We start from the raw sequence: 18,226 nt of genomic DNA on the forward strand, positions 1-18,226 counted from the left end.
CGTCGGCAGGCCATCCCCGGAAGGAACCCACGATGAACGCACGCATCACCGGCGCGGTCCTGGCCGTCGTCCTCGGCGCCCTGCTGACCGGATGCGGCGCCGCCGACGACGACAAGGGCGACGGCGACGACGTCGCGACCCTGGTGAGCGTGAAGCCTCCGCAGCCGAGCGCCTCCCCGGCGCCGCCGGAGGAACGTCCCCTGGTGCGCACCGACACCTCCGACGAGGAGGAGCAGCGCATGTACGACGCGTACCAGTCATGTCTGGAGAAGAACGGCGTCCCCGGCCGCAAGGGGACCGGCGCAGCGGGCGGGGCGCCGAAGGCAGCCCCCGCCGACCCGGGCCTCGAGGCCAAGTACCGCAAGGCCGAGAAGGCGTGCGTCGGCAAGGAGCCCGAGCAGGTCTGGGAGCGGGCCAAACGGATGGACCCGCTGTACGCCGACAAGCTGCGCGACTGGGTGACCTGCATCCGCTCGCACGGCATCGACGCCTGGGAGAGCGACGGCTTCCTGGCCTTCGAGAGCCTGCCGCCGGAGAACCAGATGAAGAAGGTCGACGAGTGCCAGGACAAGGCCTTCGGCAAGGGTTAGGACCCCGATCGCGGGGGTAGGGAGACTGCCATCGGTCAAGAAGGCGCCGAGCGACGTTCCACAGTCGCGGGCCCGGCGCTGACCGCATGAAGGTGTGCACCGGACCGCGCGTTCGGGAGGAGACACCTTTGTCCACAGCTACCCACCATCTTTCGCATGCCACCGCCACGGCGGACGCGCGGGCGGCCGAGCTTGTCGCACGGGTGGCGGCCCTGCCGGCCGATCACCCCGACCGGCCCGCCCTGCGCGAACGGGCGATCGAGGCCTGGATGCCGATGGCCAAGCGCCTCACCCGCCGCTACGCCAACCGGGGCGAGTCCTTCGACGACCTGCTCCAGACGGCGGCGATCGGCCTGATCAAGGCGGTCGACGGCTACGACGCGGACCGCGGGGTCGAATTCGTCGGCTACGCGATCCCGACGATCCTCGGCGAGGTCAAGCGATACTTCCGCGACAAGGCCTGGACGATGCGGATCCCGCGCCGCCTGCAGGAGCTGCGCCTGTCGATCTCGGCCGCGCAGAACCAGCTCGGCGGCGACCTGCAGAGGGCGCCGACGGTCGCCGACGTCGCGTCCCACCTGGGCGTCTCCGAGGAGGAGGTGCTCGAGGCGATGGAGGCCGGCCACGCCTACCGGGCCGTCTCGCTCTCCGCGCCGATGGGTGACAGCGAGGAGTCGTCGATCAGCGACACCCTCGGGTTCGAGGAGCACGGGTACGCCATGGCGGAACTGAGCGTCACCCTGCCATCGGCGCTGGCCGCCCTGCCGGAGCGGGAGCAGCACATCGTGGTGTCGTACTTCTACGGCAACAAGACACAGGCGGTGATCGCGGCGGAGCTGGGCATCTCCCAGATGCACGTCTCCCGGCTGCTCACCCGGGCGCTCAAGCAGCTCCGGGAGCAGTTGTCCGACGTGTCCTGACCGCCCCCGCGGGAAGGTGGCCGCCGTGCCGATCCGGCGAGCCACCTCCCGCAGCGTGCATCCCGCGTTGCTCGCCGTCACGGTCGACGAGGTGCTGGAGGCTTGCAGCTTGCTGCCATCCGATCCCGGCCGCGCCGCGATCCCGCCACCCTGAGGCACATGAGAAACTCCGGGGGCGTCCTGACACTTGCGGTCGTGCTGGCGATCGGCAGCACCACCGGCTGCGACTCGGTGTCCGGCACCCCGCCCGAGCACGCCGGCAGCTATGCGCCTTCCGCGTCGCCCTCGCCGTCCGCCGACCCGCAGCGGCTCGCCGTCTGCGACGAGGCCCAGAACCGTGCCGCCGACGGCATCGCCGTCATCAACGAGTACGGCGACGCCGCCCCGGCCGACGTCGACTTCGCCCGGGTGCAGAAGACCTTCAACGAGATGATGGCGGTCCAGAAGAAGATGCCGCCGGCCCTCGGCAGCCGCTACAGCGGCCTCACCTCCGCCGTCGCCCAGATCGTGCTCGCCACGATCGCCAGACAGCCGGCCGGCGTCACGACGACCGGCCTGCGCGAGACGACCCTGCTGTTCGTCGCCGAGTGCCAGCAGTGGGCGGAGACCCCCGAGTAGCGTGGACTCCCGGGATCTGCTGGTAGGAGGTCGTGCGATGGGGCCGGCAGGGGTGCTGCTGGTGTTCGGGCGGGGGGTCGCCCGGGCGGGTGACGCCTGGGAGCTGACCGCGAGCGGGATGGCGCGGGTGGCCGCGGCCGTGCGCTACGTCGCCGAGCACGCCACGGCCGGGGCGCCGCGCCCGCGGGTCGTGTTCACCGGAGGCTGGCCCGAGGCGAGCGAGGGCGCCGCCCCGCCGCCCGCCGGCGCGCGCGAAGGCGACCTGATGCTGCGCGCCGCCGTCGCGGCCGGGCTGGGCGACCTCGCCGACCTGTACGCCGAGACCCGCTCCCGCAGCACCCTGGAGAACCTGGTGCACACCGCCCGCGACGGGCTGCTCGGCGGGCAACCGTACGGACCCGCGTACCCCCTGGGTCTGGTCTCGCACTCCTGGCACCTCCCACGGGTGCGTTTCCTGGTCGGCAAGGTGCTCGGCCTGCGCGGCGAGGCGCTGGTCGAGGTGCCGGCGACCGGTGGCGAGGAGGACGGCGACCGTGGCCTGCTCCTGGCGGCCCGGCTCGGCTTCCTCGGCGCCCGGCGCGGCGACACGCTGCTTCGGCGCGAACGGCGGATGGTCGCGATGGCCCGTTTCGCCGGACAGGTGAGGCGACGGCCCTGATCGGGTAGATACCCCGCCATGAACACCCACACCTGGTCGGTCGTCCTGATTCCGGTCTATCGGCCGGGGGAGCGGCTGCCCGCTCTGCTCACCGAGCTGCTCACCGACGGCCGGGAGCCGTCCGGCGTGGTCATCGTCGACGACGGCAGCGGCCCGGCGGCCGACGCGGTGCTGGCCACCGTGGCCGACCTGGGCTGCACCGTGCTGCGATGCGCGGCGAACCGGGGAAAGGGAACGGCGCTCAAGACCGGCTTCCGCGAGGTGACGGCCACCCATCCGGGCCGGGACGTGCTGACCGCCGACGGCGACGGCCAGCACCGGGCCGCCGACATCCGGGCGGTCGAGGCGCTGACCGGGCGAGGGAACGTCGTGCTCGGCGCCCGCCCGTTCGGCCGGATGCCGCTGCGCAGCCGGTTCGGCAACGTCGTCACCGACATGCTGTTCCGGGGCGTCACCGGGCGCGCGGTCGCGGACACCCAGACGGGCCTGCGGGCGTACCCGGCGGACCTGCTCGCCACGCTGGGCGAGGTGCCCGGCGAACGCTTCGAGTACGAGATGAACGTGCTGCTCACGGTGGTCGCGGCCGGCCGGCGGATCGAGGAGGTCCCGATCCCGGCCACCTATCTGGACGGCAACGCGAGCTCGCACTTCGGCCGGCTCAGCGATTCCGCCCGCGTCATCGGCTCCCTGGTCCGCCACGCCGCGACCTCCGGCACGCGCAGGTAAACCGTTATTGCCGCCGCTCGCGGCCGTGGCCGGGCGCGGTCCGGTGGTAGCAGCGGGCGCGGGTGGTAGGCCAGGCAAGCAGTGGTGGGACAGAGCGGCATCCGGGCCGTAATACCGCTCTGACCCACCACGGTCTCGGCGCGTGGTAGCTCAGAGCGGGCAGCTCAAGGGATAGCGCCCGGTCCTACCACCGGCCGCCCGGTGCGGGCGGCGTGCAAGGACCGATCCGGCCGTCAACGCCGCAGACGCGCCTCCGGCTACCACTGCCGTGCCCCGCCACCACTGCCGTGCACTGTCGCACAGGGCGGACAGTCCCGAGAGGGCTAGCGAATCCGGCGGACGATCTCGGCGACGCCGTTCGCGGCGATGAACAACCCGACCAGGCCCCCGAGGTAGCACAACACGAGCACGTTGCGACGGATCCGGACGTCGGCGGGATCGTCGGTGTCGTACGCGATGCCGGCGTTCCCGCCGGCGGTGCTCGGCCCACCCCAGCGCAGGTAGGTGTCCGCGGTGACCACGCGCCCGTCGGCGGTGGTGAACTCGACCGTGTAGCTCGTCCCGCGACCGGCCGTGTCCACCGCGACGACCTTCCCGCCGCCGGTCGTCTCGCCCGGATACCCGAAGAAGTCCAGGTGCCCCGCGACCCCGACCACGACGAAGAACAGCCCGAACAGGGTCACGATCACCCCGCCCCGCACGCTCCGCACCCTCTGCCCGCCGCTCACGGCGGGCACCGTAGCAGCCCTACGCCGTGCCCTGGGACTGAGTTCGGCTCTGGCGGTACTCGGGGGCCTCCGGCACCTCCTCGTACTGCAACAGGCTGCCGGTCAGCTCCATCAGATGCTGCTTGGCCTCGGCAGGGGTCGCGTAGAAGAAACTCGCGGCGCAGGTTGACCAGGTTGACACGCCGATCGGCCAGCCGGGTGTGCATCTGGGCCTCGATACCCACGGCGTCCTCGGAGTAGAACAGCGCGTGCACGTCGAAGGTGAACGGCACCGAAGCGTCACCGAGCTCGCGCACGCGATCCATCGGATCAAGTCGGCGAGTCATTCCCGCCTTGATCATCTCCTCAATGGAGACTCGTGCGAAATCTGGTATTCGTGACCCGGACGGTCGGCGAAGTCGGGCGGATCAGCGAGGGTTGAATGCCGAACGTCAGTGTCAGCCGGGGCGGTGGGCCCGGAGCTCGGCCAGGAGGCCGTCGCGGTCGGTGAGGACCTCGCCGAGGATGCGGCGGCCCGCTGCCAGCAGGTCGGCCACGGCCGGGGTGCTCAGGGCGTACATCACCAGGCCGTCGTCTCGGAAGGAGATCACCACGTTGGCCCGGCGGAGGACGGCCAGCTGCTGGGAGAGGTTGGACGGCTCGACGTCGATCTCGGCGAGCAGGTCGCGCACCGGGCGTGGGCCGGCCTGGAGCAGTTCCAGGACCCTGATGCGTACGGGATGGCCGAGGACGCGGAACATCTCCGCCTTCGCCTGGTACAGCGGCACCGACACCCGCTCACCCTGTCGTTCCCGGCGGCGCACCGCAACCAGCCGTCATCCGTAGGCGCGGCTCCTTGCCGAGTTGCGAAAATCTTCAACTCGAACCTCAGCACATTGATGATCCCGCGACCGGGAGAGGGATGTCGGACAGCCGGTCCGGCTCGCCTCCGTCGATGCCCGGCATCGTCGAGAACCCCGACGGAGTAGAGGAGTCATCGATGGCAGCGGTGGACGTGGCACTCAAGGAGGCCCTGCAGGTCGACGGCGCGACCGCGGCGGCCGTGGTGGACGGCTCCAGCGGGATGACGCTGGCGGCGGCGGGCGGCAGCCGGGACTTCGACGTGTCCGTCGCGGCCGCCGCCAACACCGATGTGCTGCGGGCCAAGATGCGCACGATCGAGATGCTCAACCTGACCGACTCGATCGAGGACATCCTGGTCACGCTGGACACGCAGTATCACCTGATCCGGCCGGTCAGCGGGCACGGCGGCCGGGGGCTGTTCATCTACCTGGTGCTGGACAAGCGCCGGGCGAACCTGGCGCTCGCCCGGCACCGTCTCCGCATGATCGAGGGCTCCTTCGAGATGTGATCAGCGGGCGTCGGCCAGCGCCCGTTCGATCGGAACCGGCCGGCCCAGGTAGAAGCCCTGGCCCAGCGGCACCCCGCACTCGGCGAGGGCGTCGCGCTGCTGCTCCGACTCGATGCCCTCGGCGATGATCACGCAGTCGTGCTCGCGGGCGAACGCGACCAGCGACCGGATCGAGGCGCGGCGTGCGCCTTCCTTCTCCACCCCGGACAGGGCGGCCCGGCCCAGCTTGAGGAAGCCGGGCTTCAGGGACTCCATCCGGGCGAGCGTGTCGTATCCGGCGCCGGCGTCGTCGACGGCGATCCGGACGTTCGACGGCAGGTCGGCCAGGTCCTCCTGGTCGGCCTCGGCCACCTCCAGCACCAGCGGCCGGGAGCTCTCCGCGAGCAGGGGCGCGAGCTCACGGGGGCGGCGCAGCAGGTCGCCGGAGATGTTGACCGACAGCCACACCCCTTCGGGCAGGGCGTCCGAGCTGGCCAGGGCCGCCCGGATCAGCGCGGCGTCCAGGTCGATGCCGTGGCCGGCCTGCTGGGCGGCCTCCAGCCCGGCCACGGGGCTGCTGCCGTCCGCGAACCGGGTCAGCGCCTCGTATCCGACGACGTCGCCGGTCGCCAGGTCGGAGATCGGCTGGAACACCGTGAAGAAGGTGAACTCCTCGAACGAGCTGGACCGGGACGCCGCCGCCGGTCCGGGCCGGCGCTGACCGGCACGCACCGCCACCTGGCCGGCCGTGCCACGGTCGCCGCGGTAGTGCAGCACCGACGCCCAGTCGCCGATCGCCCCGTTGGGCGCGGTCGTGCGCGCCTCGGCCAGCGGCACCGGGGCCCTCTTGGAAGCCTTGCGGGGCTTCGCCGGGCGGTAGAGCCAGGACCGCAGGTGCGTGAAGAAGTCCACGATGGTGTTGCCCAGACCCACAAAAGCGATCATCGCGTACGTGGACAGCACCAGGTTGAGGGTGGCGAAGACCAGGTTGTCCCACTGGCGCAGCTGCACGTCGCGGACGACCGTGTAGGCGCAGAGGGCGATCAGGGCCATCGGGGCGAGCAGATAGGTGGTCGCGGCCGTCGTCCGGTTGCGCACCTTGGGCGTACGTTTGAACGCGCTCTTCTCGCCGGTCAGCAGTTGCAGGATGGACGCGAAGCTGCCGCTCAGGTTGACCGGCAGCAGGATCAGGTTGAAACCGTAGACGCGCAGCACGTCCAGCCGCTTGTAACCGGTGGCCTTCAGGTCGGCGCTCATCATCAGGAAGTACGGCACCGACACCAGCAGCAGGATCGGGTTGAGCAGGTCCGCGTTGAACGGGTAGGCGAGCATGACGACCAGGCACACGGAGCTCCAGAAGATGGAGGCCATGTAGTTGATCCGCAGGAACAGCTCGCCGAAACGCACCTTGGAGTGCGCCCGCATCTGATCGCGCAGACGCGACAGGATCAGCAGGCCGCCGTTCGCCCAGCGCTGCCGCTGGATGGCGAGCGAGCCGAAGTCCGGCGGCGTGGCGCTGTAGGCGAGGCGCTCCGGGTAGTTGTAGAGCGTCCAGCCCTTCACCCGCAGGTCGATCGTGGACTCGGTGTCCTCGATGACGGTGCGGTCCTGGATGTAGCGGCGGATCTCCCAGTCGCCCTCGTACGCGACCTCGCAGATGTCGTCGAGCGCCTTCTTGCGGATGACCGCGTTGGCGCCCACCCAGAACGTGGCGTCGTAGTGCGTCATGCCCTGGTGCACGATGTGCTGGATGTCGGTGGTGGCGCCGGAGATGCGCTCGATCCGGGTGGCCGAGCCGGGGTACGCGCTGTACGGCGTCTGCGCCACCGCGTCCTTCTCGTGTGCGCCCTGTTCGAGCAGGTGCACCAGGCGCAGCGCGTACTCGGGGAGCAGCACGCTGTCCGCGTCCAGGGTGAGCACGTAGTCCGGGTCGGGGACGGTCAGCTCGGCGCGCCCGGGGGAGGACGGCACCAGGGCGACGCCCATCGGCGTGGCGACCTCCTGGTAGCTGCCGCCCATCAGCCCGATGTAGCTGTTCAGGTTCATCGCCTTGTTCGGCTCGTGCGACAGCGACGCGTACCGCTTGCGCTCGAAGCTCGACAGGGTCGCGTCGAAGATGGCCATCAGCCGGCGGTACAGCTGGTGCAGGCGCTCGACGGGCAGCGCGGTCTTGTCGTCGGCGCCGTCCTCCAGCGCCTCGGCGATCCGGCCGAGGTCCTCGCCGAGCGCGTTGACGATGTGGTCGACGAAGAACACGTCGGTGTGGTCGACCATCTCCTGGCGGCGGCCCAGGCCGAACAGCCAGCCGGCGGCGAACCGGTACTCGTCGGCGAGCTCGCGCATGTCGTCGGTGGTGGCCACCTGCTCGGCGCGTTCGTCGAGGAGGCCCTCGAAACGCTCGTACGCCTGCCGGACCCGTGCGAACGGGACGGCGAGCTCGGCCTCGATCGCACCCGGCAGCGCGCGGGCCTGGATGAGCAGGTCGCGGGAGGCGCGCGTCTTCGGCTGCTGCGGGTCGTCGATGAGCAGCACGACCCGCAGGCCCGGGTACTCCTGCAGCGCCGCGGTGAGCAGCGTGGTCCGGATGACCCGGTCGTCCTCCTGGTAGGAGGGCACCAGCACGGTCACCGTCGGCGTCTCGCTCTGCAGGAAGTTGTCCAGGGCGATCCGCGGCGCCCGGTGGTGCGCGCGGCTGCGATAGAAAAAGCCGATCCTGGTGATGAGGTACGCCGTTGCCGACGCCGCGAGACCGGTGACGACGACCATGTACACGATCGCCTCGACGATCAGCCGTGCGCTGCTGGCCCGGCCGCCGATGAACTGCTCGATGATCGTGCCGATGATGTAGGCCGCCCACACCGCGATGGTGAGGACGATCGCGAGCCGGCCACGGGCGATGCGCCCCTCGGAGACCGGCGCCGGTGAGATCGGATGCGGTGCCGAGCGCTCGTCGGCGCCCCATTGGCGCTTGGTGTCCGGTTTTACCTGGTCCACGGGGGGTCCTTCGTCGCGGGGGAGGCGGTCGGGACATCCCATCGGCGGCGTACGGACGGCTCTTGAAGGTTTCGCCCGCTCGATCCTTCAGTCCCGGGCCGGCCTGCCGATCCTTCTCCACGGGTCACCCCGCCCAGCCCCGTGTGAAGGAGTGCCATGCCGACCAACGGCGCCACCCTGCCGTCCGCGCGACCGGATCTCGATCCGCTCGCCGATCCCGACTGGCAGGAGCCGGAGCCTCCGGCCGAGCGGCTGTCGTGGCTGCGGCTGTCGTTCCTGATCCTCGTGGTGGCCGCTCTCGGTGGCGGCGGCACGCTCGGGGTGCTGCACTTCCGGGACACCGCCGGCCCGACCGCCAAGTCCTGGGCCGTCCCGTACGTGGACGTCACCCTGACCCCGACGTTCGAGTTCCAGGACCCGGCCGTGAACCCGGCCAACGACGTGGCGCTCGCCTTCGTCGTCGCCGACCCGAAGGACCGCTGCGCGCCCAGCTGGGGCGGCGCCTACACGCCCGACGAGGCGGCGGCCTCGCTGGAGCTGGACCGCCGGATCAGCCAGCTGCGCGCCGGTGGCGGCAACATCATGCTGAGCCTGGGCGGCCTCACCAACACCGAGCTCGCCGTCGCCTGCACCGACCAGGCCAAGCTGACCGACGCGTACCGTCAGCTGGTCAACCGCTACGAGCTGGACACGCTGGACCTGGACATCGAGGGCACCGCGCTCGCCGACCAGGCGTCCCTGAAGCGCCGTGCGATCGCGCTGGCGGACCTGCAGGCCGAGCGGACCAAGGCCGGCAAGCCGCTGACCGTCTGGCTGACCGTGCCGGTGTCGCCGGAGGGCCTCACCGCGGACGGGATCAACGCCGTGCGTGCCACCCTGGAGAACGGCGTCCAGTTGCGCGGCGTCAACGTGATGACGATGGACTACGGCTCGGAGAAGGGCTCCGCCCCGGACATGCTCGAGCTGAGCACCCGCGCGCTGGAGGCAACCCACAAGCAGCTGACCGACCTCTACCTGCGGCTCGGCGTGCAGCTGACGTCGCCGCAGGTGTGGTCCCGGATCGGCGCCACGCCGATGATCGGCCAGAACGACGTGGACGCCGAGCGGTTCACCGTGGCGGACGCGCAGGGCCTGGCCACGTTCGCCGTGGACAACGGCCTCGGCCGGGTGTCGATGTGGTCGCTGAACCGCGACGCCGAGTGCCGCGGCACGTTCACCAACGTGGTCGTGCACTCCAACACCTGCAGCGGCGTCGACCAGGACGCGCTGGCGTTCTCCCGGGTCTTCGCCGGCCTGCCCGGCAGCGCGGTCGGCAGCGCCGGCCGGGACTCCATCGCCATCCCCGACCAGCAGACCATCGTCGACGACCCGAAGACCAGCCCGTACCCGGTCTGGCGCCTCAAGGCCCAGTACGTCACCGGCTACAAGGTGGTCTGGCAGAGCGTCGTCTACGAGGCCAAGTGGACCAACCAGGGCAGCGACCCGTCCGAGGCCGGCGACTCCACCACGCCGAACCCGTGGACCGTGATCGGCCCGGTCAGCCCCACCGAGGAGGCGCCGCGCCCGACCCCCACGGTCACCGGGGTCAAGGCGGGCTGGGATCCGGAGAGGGTGTACGCCCACGGCGACCGCGTCCTCTTCGACGACCTGCCGTACGAGGCCCGCTGGTCCACCAAGGGCGACGCGCCGTCGACCGAGTTCCCGACCACCCCCGACGACCCGTGGGAGCCGCTGTTCAACGTCCCCGGCGAGCCGGTCACCGGCTAGGACGAGTAGTAGAAGATCGGGCCGGGGGAGCCGCCGCCGAGCGCGTCACCTGGAATCCGATGCCGCGGCTGCCGCCGGTGACGAGCGCCCGTCTGCCGGTCGGCTGACGATCCATTCGTCTGACGTTAGGCGTCCCCGGCATGGCCGCCGGGTGAGCGGGTATGCCGTACCCGTGTCGATCACCAAGCGCACGATCAACGCCGCCCCCGAGCGGGTCTTCGCGGTGCTCTCCGACGGCTGGACGTACAGCGACTGGGTGGTGGGAACCGTTCACATCCGCGACGTGGACGCCGCCTGGCCCCAAGTGGGGTCGCGACTGCACCACAAGGCCGGGCCGTGGCCGTTCTCGCTGAAGGACACGACGACGGTGACCGCCGTCGACCCGGACACCGGGCTGACGCTGCGCGCCGGGCTGTGGCCGCTCGGCGAGGCGATGGTGCAGCTCCGGCTGGAGCGGGTCGGCCCGGAGCGCACGCGGGTCGTGATGCGCGAGGAGTTCGAGTCGGGCCCACTGGTCGGCCTGCGCAACAAGGTCAACGACGTCATCCTGCACCGCCGCAACGCCGAGGCCCTGAGCCGCCTCGCCGACCTCGCCGAGGGCCGGCGCTCCAGCTGAGCATCCCCGACCGGTACGACCAGTTCCTCTGCCCGGGCCCCTCCGGCACCGCGGTCGAGGAGTACCGAAGCACCTGCCCGCTGGTCTGAGAGACGCCGCCGGCCCCGTCACCTGGAACAGCCGCGGGGCCGGCGACGTTGACCTTCACCATGGCCACCACTCTCGCCGTCCTCGGTGACTCCATCGCGTACGGGATGGGCGCGTCGAAGCCGTCCGACACGATCGGGGCGCGCCTGGCGGGCGAACTCCCCGACGTGGAGACCCGGATCTTCGCCGTCTCCGGCGCCGACAGCCGCGGCCTGGCCGCCCAGGTCGCCGCCGCGACCGCATGGGCGCCGGACGTCGCGCTGATCATCATCGGCGCGAACGACCTGACCCACTTCGTCCCGTCGGCGCAGGCGGCCGTGCTGCTCGGCGGCGCCGTGCGGAAGTTGCGCAAGGCCGGCGCCGAGGTCGTGGTGGTGCCGGCCCCCGACCTCAGCGTCGTGCCGTGGTGCCCGCCGCGGATGCGGCTCACCGTCCAGGCGGCCAGCCAGTTGCTGAGGCGGGAGCAGGCCGTGGCGGCGACCGTGGCCGGCGCCCGGATCGCCGACATCAGCGCGTCCGCCGCGGCGTTCGCCGCCGACCCGGCCCTGTTCAGCGCCGACCGCTTCCATCCCTCCAGCGAGGGTTACGCCGTCATCACCGCCGCGCTGGCCCCGGCGGTCCGGGACGCCGTCGCGGCCGGCACCGGGCGGGGGGCGTAGCATTCGCCAATCCACTGTGGTTGATGCGGGGCCAGTTCGCGGAAGGGTCGATGATGACTGACGACATGCGTGCGGATGTGCCGCACACCGCGCGGATCTGGAACTACTGGCTCGGCGGCAAGGACAACTTCGCCGCCGACCGGCAGGTCGGTGACCAGGTCCGGGCGATCTTCCCGGTGGTGATCGAGCTGGCCCAGGCCGACCGGCAGTTCCTCGGGCGCGCCGTCCGGCACCTGACCGCCGAGGCGGGCATCCGCCAGTTCCTGGACATCGGCACCGGCCTGCCCACCCAGGACAACACCCACGAGGTCGCGCAGCGGCTGGCCCCCGACACGCGGATCGTCTACGTCGACAACGACCCGCTGGTGCTGGCCCACGCCCGCGCCCTGCTGACCAGCTCGCCGGAGGGTTCGACCGACTACATCCACGCCGACCTGCACGATCCCGGGACCATCCTGGCGGCGGCGGCCAAGACGCTGGACTTCTCCCGGCCGGTGGCGATCATGCTGCTGGGCGTCATGCACTTCATCAGCGACGACGACAAGCTGCAGGAGATCATCGACCGGCTGCTCGCGGCGGTGCCGAGCGGCAGCTATGTGGCCGCGGCCAACACCACGACGGCGATCAACGGCGACACCACCGCCGAGGCCGTCCGGGTCTGGAACATCGACGCCCAGCCCAAGCTGAAGCTCCGCTCACCGGAACGCATCGCCCAGTTCTTCGACGGCCTCGAGCTGGTCGAGCCGGGCTGGGTCTCGTGCTCGCGCTGGCGCCCGGTGCCGCTGCCCGACGGCAGCCTGCCGATCGAGGTCGACCAGTGGTGCGGGGTCCTCCGCAAGCCTTAAGAGGCCGGGCCGGAGGCCAGTGCCAGGTCGGTTGTCGCGGGCGGCAGGGTCAGCCAGAACCGGCTGCCTCCCGCTGGGTCGTCGTCGACGCCGATGTGGCCGTCGTGGCGTTCGATGATGCGGTGGACGATGGCCAGTCCGAGGCCGGTGCCGGGGTATCGGCCGCTGTTGTCCGCGCGGACGAACGGCCGGAAGATCGTCTCGCGTTCCTCGGGCGGGATGCCGATGCCGTGGTCACGCACCTCGACGCGGACGTGGTCGCCGTCGTGCTGCCGGTGCGCCTCGATCTCGACGTGCGGCGGCATCCCGGCCCGGGTGTACTTGAGGGCATTGCCGATCAGGTTGTCGAACACCTGCCGGAGCAGCGTCGGGTCGCCCAGCACGGTCGGCAGCGGTCCGGCTACCACGGCGTCCTGGACGTGCGCGTCGAGCACGGTGCGGTCCTGCACCACCCGGGCGACGATCTGGTTGAGGTCGACGGGCACGTGCCGGACGGCCTGGTTGTCGGCGGCGGCGTAGTCGAGCAGGTCGTCGATCAGGGTCTGCATCTGCTGGGCGCCGCCGCGTACCCGGGTGAGGAAGTCCCGGTGTTCCGCGTCGAGGGACTCGGTGGTGTCCTCGAGCAGGAAGTCGGTGTAGCCCGCGATCCGGGCCAGCGGGTTACGCAGGTCGTGTGCGACGACCCCGGCGAACCCCTTGAGCTCGTTCTCCCGTTCGCGGAGCTGGGCCTCGACGGCCTTGCGACGGTGGATGTCCTCCCGCAGGGCGGTGGTGGCCGCTGCGACACGGCGCACCGCGCGGTCGCGTGCGGTCGTGATCGTCCCCGTGAGCAGGGCCAGCAGCACCGTGAGGGTGCCGCCGACCAGCCAGGCGACCAGGTCGCGGTGGACGTCGGTGTCGGGCAGGATCCGGGTCGTCGCCGAGACGGTCAGCCACCAGGTGCGCTGCAGGACCGGGATGCTGACCTGCCGGGGCGGCACGCCGGTGTCCAGGGGGGCGGTGGGCCGCCACCGCGCGACCGGGACCACGGCATCGCGGCCGTCCGCCGACAGGGTGACCCCCACGTTACGGTCGGCGGCGAGACCGATGGTGCGGGACAGGAAGTCGTGGCCGCGCAGTCCCATGACCAGCCACCCGCGGAACTGTCCCGCGTCGGCCGCACCGGGCGAGGTGGCGTGGATGGGTGCCGCGAACACGAACGACAGCTGCTGCCGCCCGGGTGGCAGAGCGGCGTCCTTGAGCAGTCGGTAGCTGCGGCTGATCGCCACCCGGCCGCTCTGCCGCGCGGTGGTCAGTGCCTCGGTCGCCTCCACCGACGGGCTCAGGTCGCGTCCCAGGGAGGGGGTCGTGTCGTCGATGCTGCGGGTGAGGACCACGAACCGGTGGCTGGTCCGCGTGCCCGACGGCGTCAGGGCCAGGCCGGTGGATCCGCGGGCGCGCCAGTAGGTCTGCACGGCGCCGATCCGGTCGGCGGGCGTCTCCACGACGAGACTCACGCTGGTGGCGCCGGGCAGTCGTTCCGGGCTCATATCGGCCATCGTCGCGGCGTACTCCGGGGCCTCGATCTGCGCCTGCGCTCCGAGTGCGGCCGCGAGGTCGGTCAGCGAGGTGGTGTACCGGCGGACCTCGCCGGCCACCGTCTGCGCGGTCAGCGTGGTCTGCTGGGTGAGCGCGCGCCCGATCCGCTCGTCGTCGGCGTTGCGCAGGGAGAGCGCGGCCAGCGTCGTCCCGCCGGCCCCGAGAGCCACCACCAGCACCAGCAGCCACGACGCCCGGCGACGCCCGGCCCAGGCCGCCGACTTCAGCGGCCCAGCGGCTACCCGACGCCAGCGCACGACACCACGGTAGCCCTGTCGTGACCTGCGCTCAGGGTGGTTGCGGAGATGCGTCGGACCGAACCGGGAGCGCTTGCCTGAGATTGTCTGACGATCATATAATCCTGCGGTGGCTGAGGACCGGTGGCAGGTGACGATCGTCAAGTACGGGACGCGGCAGACCGTCCGCAGCGACGTCTACCTCAATCATCACCTGTACGGCGAGCCCGACGGCCCGATCGGGATGGACTACTTCTTCTGGGTCCTGCGCAACGGCACGGCCACCGTCGTCGTGGACACCGGCTTCTCGGCCGCCGGGGGTGCCAGGCGCAAGCGGACCACGCTCGTCGAGCCGGCCGCCGCCCTCGACACGCTCGGCGTCGACCGGCCGGCGGGGCCACCGGTCGTCGTCACCCACGCCCACTACGACCACATCGGCAACCTCGGCCTCTTCCCGTCCTCGCCGGTGCACATCGCCGCCGCCGAGTACGAGTTCTGGACCGGGCCGTACGCCGATCGCACCCTGCTGCACCACTCGGTCGAGGACGACGAGATCGCCCACCTGAGGAAGATCGAGGGTGAGGGCCGCCTGCGGCCCTTCGCCGACGAGGTCGAGGTCACCCCGGGCGTGCGGGTGATCCGGGTCGGCGGCCACACGCCGGGGCAGAGCATCGTGCTGGCCGACACCACCGACGGCGTGGTCCTGCTCGCCTCCGACGCCGTGCACTACTACGAGGAACTCGAGCGCAGTATGCCGTTCACGCAGGTCGCGAACCTGATCGACATGTACGCCGGATTCGAGCGCATCCGCGGCATGGTGGACTCCGGCGAGGTCCGCCACCTGGTCGCCGGCCACGACCCGGACACGCTGGGCAGGTTCCGCCGGATCGACGAGAACACCGCGACGATCGGAGAGCGCACATGAGGATCGGCTTCGCAGGGCTCGGCAACATGGGCGGCCGGATGGCCTCCTGTGTCGTGCGGGCGGAGCAGGAGGTTCTCGGTTTCGACGTACGCCCGGAGAACGTGACCGCCGCCAGTGCGAAACCCGCCGGCTCGATCGGCGAGCTGACCGACGGCAGCGACATCCTGCTGCTCTCGCTGCCGGACAGCACCGTCGTCGAGGCGGTCGTGCTCGGCGACGACGGGGTGCTGGCCCATGCCCGCCCGGGACTGCTCGTCGTGGACCTCTCCACGGCTTCGCCGGATTCCACCGTACGCATCAACGGTCTGCTCGCCGGCCGGGGCGCCGCCTATCTCGACGCCGGCATCTCCGGGGGTGCGGCCGCCGCCGAGAAGGGCGCCCTGACCCTCATGGTCGGCGGCGACACCGACGCCCTGGAACAGGCTCGCCCGGTGCTGGACCTGTTCTCCGCCAACATCTTCCACTGCGGACCGACAGGCGCCGGCCACACGGTGAAGCTGCTCAACAACTTCCTCAACGCGACCGCCCTCTCGGCCACCGCCGAGGTCATGGTCGCCGGCAAGAAGGCGGGCATCGACCTGGAGACGCTGCTCGCCGTGCTCAACGCAAGCTCCGGCGTCAACTTCGCCACCCTCAACCGGTTCCCGAAGATCATCCACGGCGACTACCTCAAGGGCGGCCTCACCAACAGCCTGATGCTCAAGGACGTCAACCTGTACGTGGAGCTCGCCGCGCGGCTGGGCGTGGCCAGCCTGAACGCGGCCGGACCGGTGGCCAGCTTCGGGATGGCCCGGGCGCTGGGTTACGCGGACGAGATCAGCAACACCGTCGTCGACGCCATCGGGGACCTGTCCGGCGGCGTACGGCTGCACACGAGGGAGGAGCCAGGCGCATGAGAATCATCCACGGCCGCGCCGAGCAGGGCCGGTCCGAGCAGCGCGCCACGGTCACCGGGGAGGCGTGGTTCGACCAGGTGCTACCGGCCACCGACGGGACCACGATCGCCACGGTGTTCTTCGCCCCGGGCGCCCGCACGTTCTGGCACAGCCACGAGAACGGGCAGATCCTCCAGGTGCTCGCCGGCCGCGGGCTGATCCGCCCGGACGGCGAGGAGCCGCAGGTGATCCAGGCCGGCGACACGATCTGGGTGCCGCCGGGGGAGCGGCACTGGCACGGCGCCGCGCCGGACTCCTTCATGACCCACACCGCGATCTCGCTGGGCGAGACCCGTTGGGCCGAGGAGGTCGCCGACGATGCCTGAGCCGGTCCGATCCAGCGAGCCGATCACCTCCGTGGGCTTCATCGGCCTCGGCAACATGGGCCTTCCGATGGCGACCCGCCTGGTGAAGGCCGGATATCAGGTCGACGGCTACGACGTCTCCCCGGCGGCCGGGAAGGCATTGACCGACGCCGGCGGCATCTATGGGGACGACCTGCGCGGTGTGCTGATGGGCAACACCGTGGTGATCCTGATGCTCCCCGACTCGGACGTCGTTGACAGCGTCGTCCGCGACGAGGGATTCGACACCCATTCGTGGACGACGGTCATCGACATGAGCTCGTCGGAACCGCTGCGGACCAGGGCACTGGCCGAGGAGTTGGCGCAGCGCAAGGTGACCCTGCTGGACGCGCCGGTCTCCGGGGGCGTGAAGGGCGCGATCAACGGCAAGCTCACCATCATGGCGGGCGGTGATCCCGAAGACATCGCGGAGGTGGCGCCGATCCTGGCTCATCTGGGCAAGGTGACGCGGGCCGGGGACGTCGGCAGCGGGCACGCCGTCAAGGCGCTCAACAATCTGCTGTCCGCCACGCACCTGCTGGTCACCTCCGAGGCGATGCTCGCCGGCGAGAGGTTCGGGCTGGACCCGCGGGTGATGCTGGAGATCTTCAACGGCTCCAGCGGCCGCAGCGGGTCGACCGACAACAAGTGGCCCAACTTCGTGCTGCCCGGCACCTTCGACTCCGGCTTCGGTCTGCGGCTGATGCTCAAGGACATGCGCATCGCCGCTCACCTCGCCGACCAGGTGGGCGTACCCGATCCTCTCGGCCATGCCGCCGTGGAGCTCTGGGCGGAGGCCGCCGAGGCGCTGGACGCCGGCGCCGACCACACCGAAATCGTGAACTGGCTGCGAAAGGACGAGTCCCGGTGACGACGCTGACCGCCCGGCAGGAGGAGATCAAGGCCGAGTTCATCCGCGTACGCGGGACCTGGAGCGACACGTGGGAGGGCGTGCTGCGGCTCGATCCGGAGTTCCTCCTGGCGTACCTGAACTTCTCGGCCGTGCCGTGGCGCAAGAACCACCTCAACGACAAGGTCAAGGAGTTCATCTACATCGCGATCGACGCGAACGCCACGCACATGTACCTGCCCGGCGTGCGCCAGCACATCAGGGCGGCGCTGAAGCTGGGCGCCACGCCGCAGGAGATCATGGAGGTGCTGGAGCTGTCCGCCACGCTCGGCATCCACGCGATGAACATCGGCGTACCCGTGCTGGTCGAGGTCCTGGTGGAGAAGGGCCTGCGCACCGGGCCGGCGCCCCTGACCGAGCACCAGGAGCAGCTCAAGGCCGACTTCACCCGGACGCGCGGTTACTGGCACGCCTTCTGGGACGAGATGCTGGAGCTGGACCCGGAGATGTTCGCCGCCTACACCGAGTTCTCCTCGGTCCCGTGGCGCTCCGGCACCCTCGAGGAGAAGGTGAAGGAGTTCGTCTACATCGCCTTCGACACCGCGGCGACGCACCTCTACGTGAAGGGACTCAAGCTGCACATCGAGAACGCGATCGGCTACGGCGCCACGGCCGAGGAGATCCTCGAGGTGATGGAGATCGCCGCGGTGCTGGGCATCCACGGCGTCACGGCGGCCGCCCCGATTCTCCTGGAGGAGATGCGGGAGAAGCTTTAGGCATCCGGCCGGGACCGGTAGCAGGCCGAAAGGCTCCACGAAGG

Annotated in this window: 21 protein-coding genes and 1 pseudogene; 16 read left to right on the forward strand and 6 right to left on the reverse strand. The window is 70.9% G+C overall.

Annotated elements, in window-relative coordinates; all coding sequences use genetic code 11:
- Positions 1–32 precede the first annotated feature (32 nt).
- From QSK31_RS29005 to QSK31_RS29030, 6 genes are all read left to right on the forward strand, one after another.
- Positions 33–590 carry a hypothetical protein gene (locus QSK31_RS29005; protein WP_285687635.1) on the forward strand — a complete coding sequence of 186 codons (558 nt, stop codon included), beginning with the start codon at positions 33–35 and terminating at the stop codon, positions 588–590.
- An 86-nt stretch (positions 591–676) separates the two neighbouring features.
- On the forward strand, positions 677–1,510 hold the full coding sequence (locus QSK31_RS29010) for a SigB/SigF/SigG family RNA polymerase sigma factor (protein WP_502873026.1): 834 nt from the start codon (positions 677–679) through the stop codon (positions 1,508–1,510).
- Between the two features lie 25 nt (positions 1,511–1,535).
- Positions 1,536–1,664: a hypothetical protein gene (locus QSK31_RS29015; protein ID WP_285687637.1), complete on the forward strand. Its 129-nt coding sequence runs from the start codon at positions 1,536–1,538 to the stop codon at positions 1,662–1,664.
- Between the two features lie 5 nt (positions 1,665–1,669).
- Positions 1,670–2,128, forward strand: coding sequence for a hypothetical protein (locus QSK31_RS29020; protein ID WP_285687639.1), 459 nt, complete (start codon positions 1,670–1,672; stop codon positions 2,126–2,128).
- A gap of 37 nt (positions 2,129–2,165) precedes the next feature.
- On the forward strand, positions 2,166–2,786 hold the full coding sequence (locus QSK31_RS29025; protein WP_285687640.1) for an ElyC/SanA/YdcF family protein: 621 nt from the start codon (positions 2,166–2,168) through the stop codon (positions 2,784–2,786).
- Between the two features lie 18 nt (positions 2,787–2,804).
- A complete protein-coding gene (locus tag QSK31_RS29030) occupies positions 2,805–3,512 on the forward strand; it encodes a glycosyltransferase family 2 protein (RefSeq protein ID WP_285687641.1) in 708 nt (235 codons plus the stop codon).
- Between the two features lie 323 nt (positions 3,513–3,835).
- Here QSK31_RS29030 and QSK31_RS29035 read toward each other — a convergent pair whose 3' ends face one another.
- From QSK31_RS29035 to QSK31_RS29050, 4 genes and pseudogenes are all read right to left on the reverse strand, one after another.
- Positions 3,836–4,240, reverse strand: coding sequence for a DUF3592 domain-containing protein (locus QSK31_RS29035; RefSeq protein WP_285687642.1), 405 nt, complete (start codon positions 4,238–4,240; stop codon positions 3,836–3,838).
- A 19-nt stretch (positions 4,241–4,259) separates the two neighbouring features.
- Positions 4,260–4,421: a hypothetical protein gene (locus QSK31_RS29040; protein ID WP_285687838.1), complete on the reverse strand. Its 162-nt coding sequence runs from the start codon at positions 4,419–4,421 to the stop codon at positions 4,260–4,262.
- Between the two features lie 25 nt (positions 4,422–4,446).
- Positions 4,447–4,581: pseudogene (locus QSK31_RS29045) on the reverse strand (GIY-YIG nuclease family protein); the annotation flags it as partial.
- A 96-nt stretch (positions 4,582–4,677) separates the two neighbouring features.
- Complete coding sequence (locus QSK31_RS29050; RefSeq protein ID WP_285687643.1) at positions 4,678–5,013, reverse strand: ArsR/SmtB family transcription factor; 336 nt, start codon at positions 5,011–5,013, stop codon at positions 4,678–4,680.
- A 206-nt stretch (positions 5,014–5,219) separates the two neighbouring features.
- On the opposite strand from QSK31_RS29050, the gene QSK31_RS29055 reads away from it, so the two are divergent.
- Positions 5,220–5,591 (forward strand): roadblock/LC7 domain-containing protein, encoded by a 372-nt coding sequence (locus QSK31_RS29055; protein WP_285687644.1) that lies wholly within the window; start codon positions 5,220–5,222, stop codon positions 5,589–5,591.
- Here the strand turns inward: QSK31_RS29055 and QSK31_RS29060 are convergent, their stop codons facing one another.
- On the reverse strand, positions 5,592–8,564 hold the full coding sequence (locus QSK31_RS29060; RefSeq protein WP_285687645.1) for an EAL domain-containing protein: 2,973 nt from the start codon (positions 8,562–8,564) through the stop codon (positions 5,592–5,594).
- 156 nt (positions 8,565–8,720) lie between these two features.
- Here QSK31_RS29060 and QSK31_RS29065 point away from each other — a divergent pair, with 156 nt between their 5' ends.
- From QSK31_RS29065 to QSK31_RS29080, 4 genes are all read left to right on the forward strand, one after another.
- Entirely contained in the window at positions 8,721–10,331 is a 1,611-nt protein-coding gene (locus tag QSK31_RS29065; RefSeq protein WP_285687647.1) for a chitinase, read from the forward strand.
- Positions 10,332–10,503: 172 nt separating this feature from the next.
- Positions 10,504–10,947, forward strand: a complete 444-nt coding sequence (locus QSK31_RS29070; RefSeq protein WP_285687649.1) for an SRPBCC family protein — start codon at positions 10,504–10,506, stop codon at positions 10,945–10,947.
- Between the two features lie 149 nt (positions 10,948–11,096).
- A complete protein-coding gene (locus QSK31_RS29075; RefSeq protein ID WP_285687650.1) occupies positions 11,097–11,693 on the forward strand; it encodes a GDSL-type esterase/lipase family protein in 597 nt (198 codons plus the stop codon).
- A gap of 53 nt (positions 11,694–11,746) precedes the next feature.
- On the forward strand, positions 11,747–12,538 hold the full coding sequence (locus tag QSK31_RS29080) for an SAM-dependent methyltransferase (protein WP_285687652.1): 792 nt from the start codon (positions 11,747–11,749) through the stop codon (positions 12,536–12,538).
- On the opposite strand, the gene QSK31_RS29085 is transcribed toward QSK31_RS29080, so the two are convergent.
- The gene (locus tag QSK31_RS29085; protein WP_285687654.1) at positions 12,535–14,373 is read right to left on the reverse strand and encodes a sensor histidine kinase; all 1,839 of its coding nucleotides are present in this window, start codon (positions 14,371–14,373) and stop codon (positions 12,535–12,537) included. The two genes, QSK31_RS29080 and QSK31_RS29085, sit on opposite strands and share 4 nt — an antisense overlap.
- Before the next feature lie 109 nt (positions 14,374–14,482).
- Between QSK31_RS29085 and QSK31_RS29090 the strand changes: the two genes are divergently transcribed.
- Genes QSK31_RS29090 through QSK31_RS29110 form a run of 5 tightly spaced genes read left to right on the forward strand, consistent with a single transcriptional unit; the run spans position 14,483 to position 18,182 of the window.
- Positions 14,483–15,277 (forward strand): N-acyl homoserine lactonase family protein, encoded by a 795-nt coding sequence (locus QSK31_RS29090; RefSeq protein ID WP_285687655.1) that lies wholly within the window; start codon positions 14,483–14,485, stop codon positions 15,275–15,277.
- Positions 15,274–16,173, forward strand: coding sequence for an NAD(P)-dependent oxidoreductase (locus QSK31_RS29095; protein WP_285687656.1), 900 nt, complete (start codon positions 15,274–15,276; stop codon positions 16,171–16,173). The genes QSK31_RS29090 and QSK31_RS29095 overlap by 4 nt, the downstream gene beginning before the upstream one ends.
- Positions 16,170–16,538, forward strand: coding sequence for a cupin domain-containing protein (locus QSK31_RS29100; RefSeq protein WP_285687657.1), 369 nt, complete (start codon positions 16,170–16,172; stop codon positions 16,536–16,538). Before QSK31_RS29095 ends, QSK31_RS29100 begins: the two co-directional genes overlap by 4 nt.
- Positions 16,531–17,427, forward strand: coding sequence for an NAD(P)-dependent oxidoreductase (locus QSK31_RS29105; protein ID WP_285687658.1), 897 nt, complete (start codon positions 16,531–16,533; stop codon positions 17,425–17,427). Before QSK31_RS29100 ends, QSK31_RS29105 begins: the two co-directional genes overlap by 8 nt.
- The gene (locus QSK31_RS29110; protein WP_285687659.1) at positions 17,424–18,182 is read left to right on the forward strand and encodes a carboxymuconolactone decarboxylase family protein; all 759 of its coding nucleotides are present in this window, start codon (positions 17,424–17,426) and stop codon (positions 18,180–18,182) included. Before QSK31_RS29105 ends, QSK31_RS29110 begins: the two co-directional genes overlap by 4 nt.
- Positions 18,183–18,226 lie beyond the last annotated feature (44 nt).

This window comes from Actinoplanes sp. NBRC 103695, from assembly GCF_030269485.1.
In the GTDB taxonomy this organism is placed as follows: Bacteria; Actinomycetota; Actinomycetes; order Mycobacteriales; family Micromonosporaceae; genus Actinoplanes.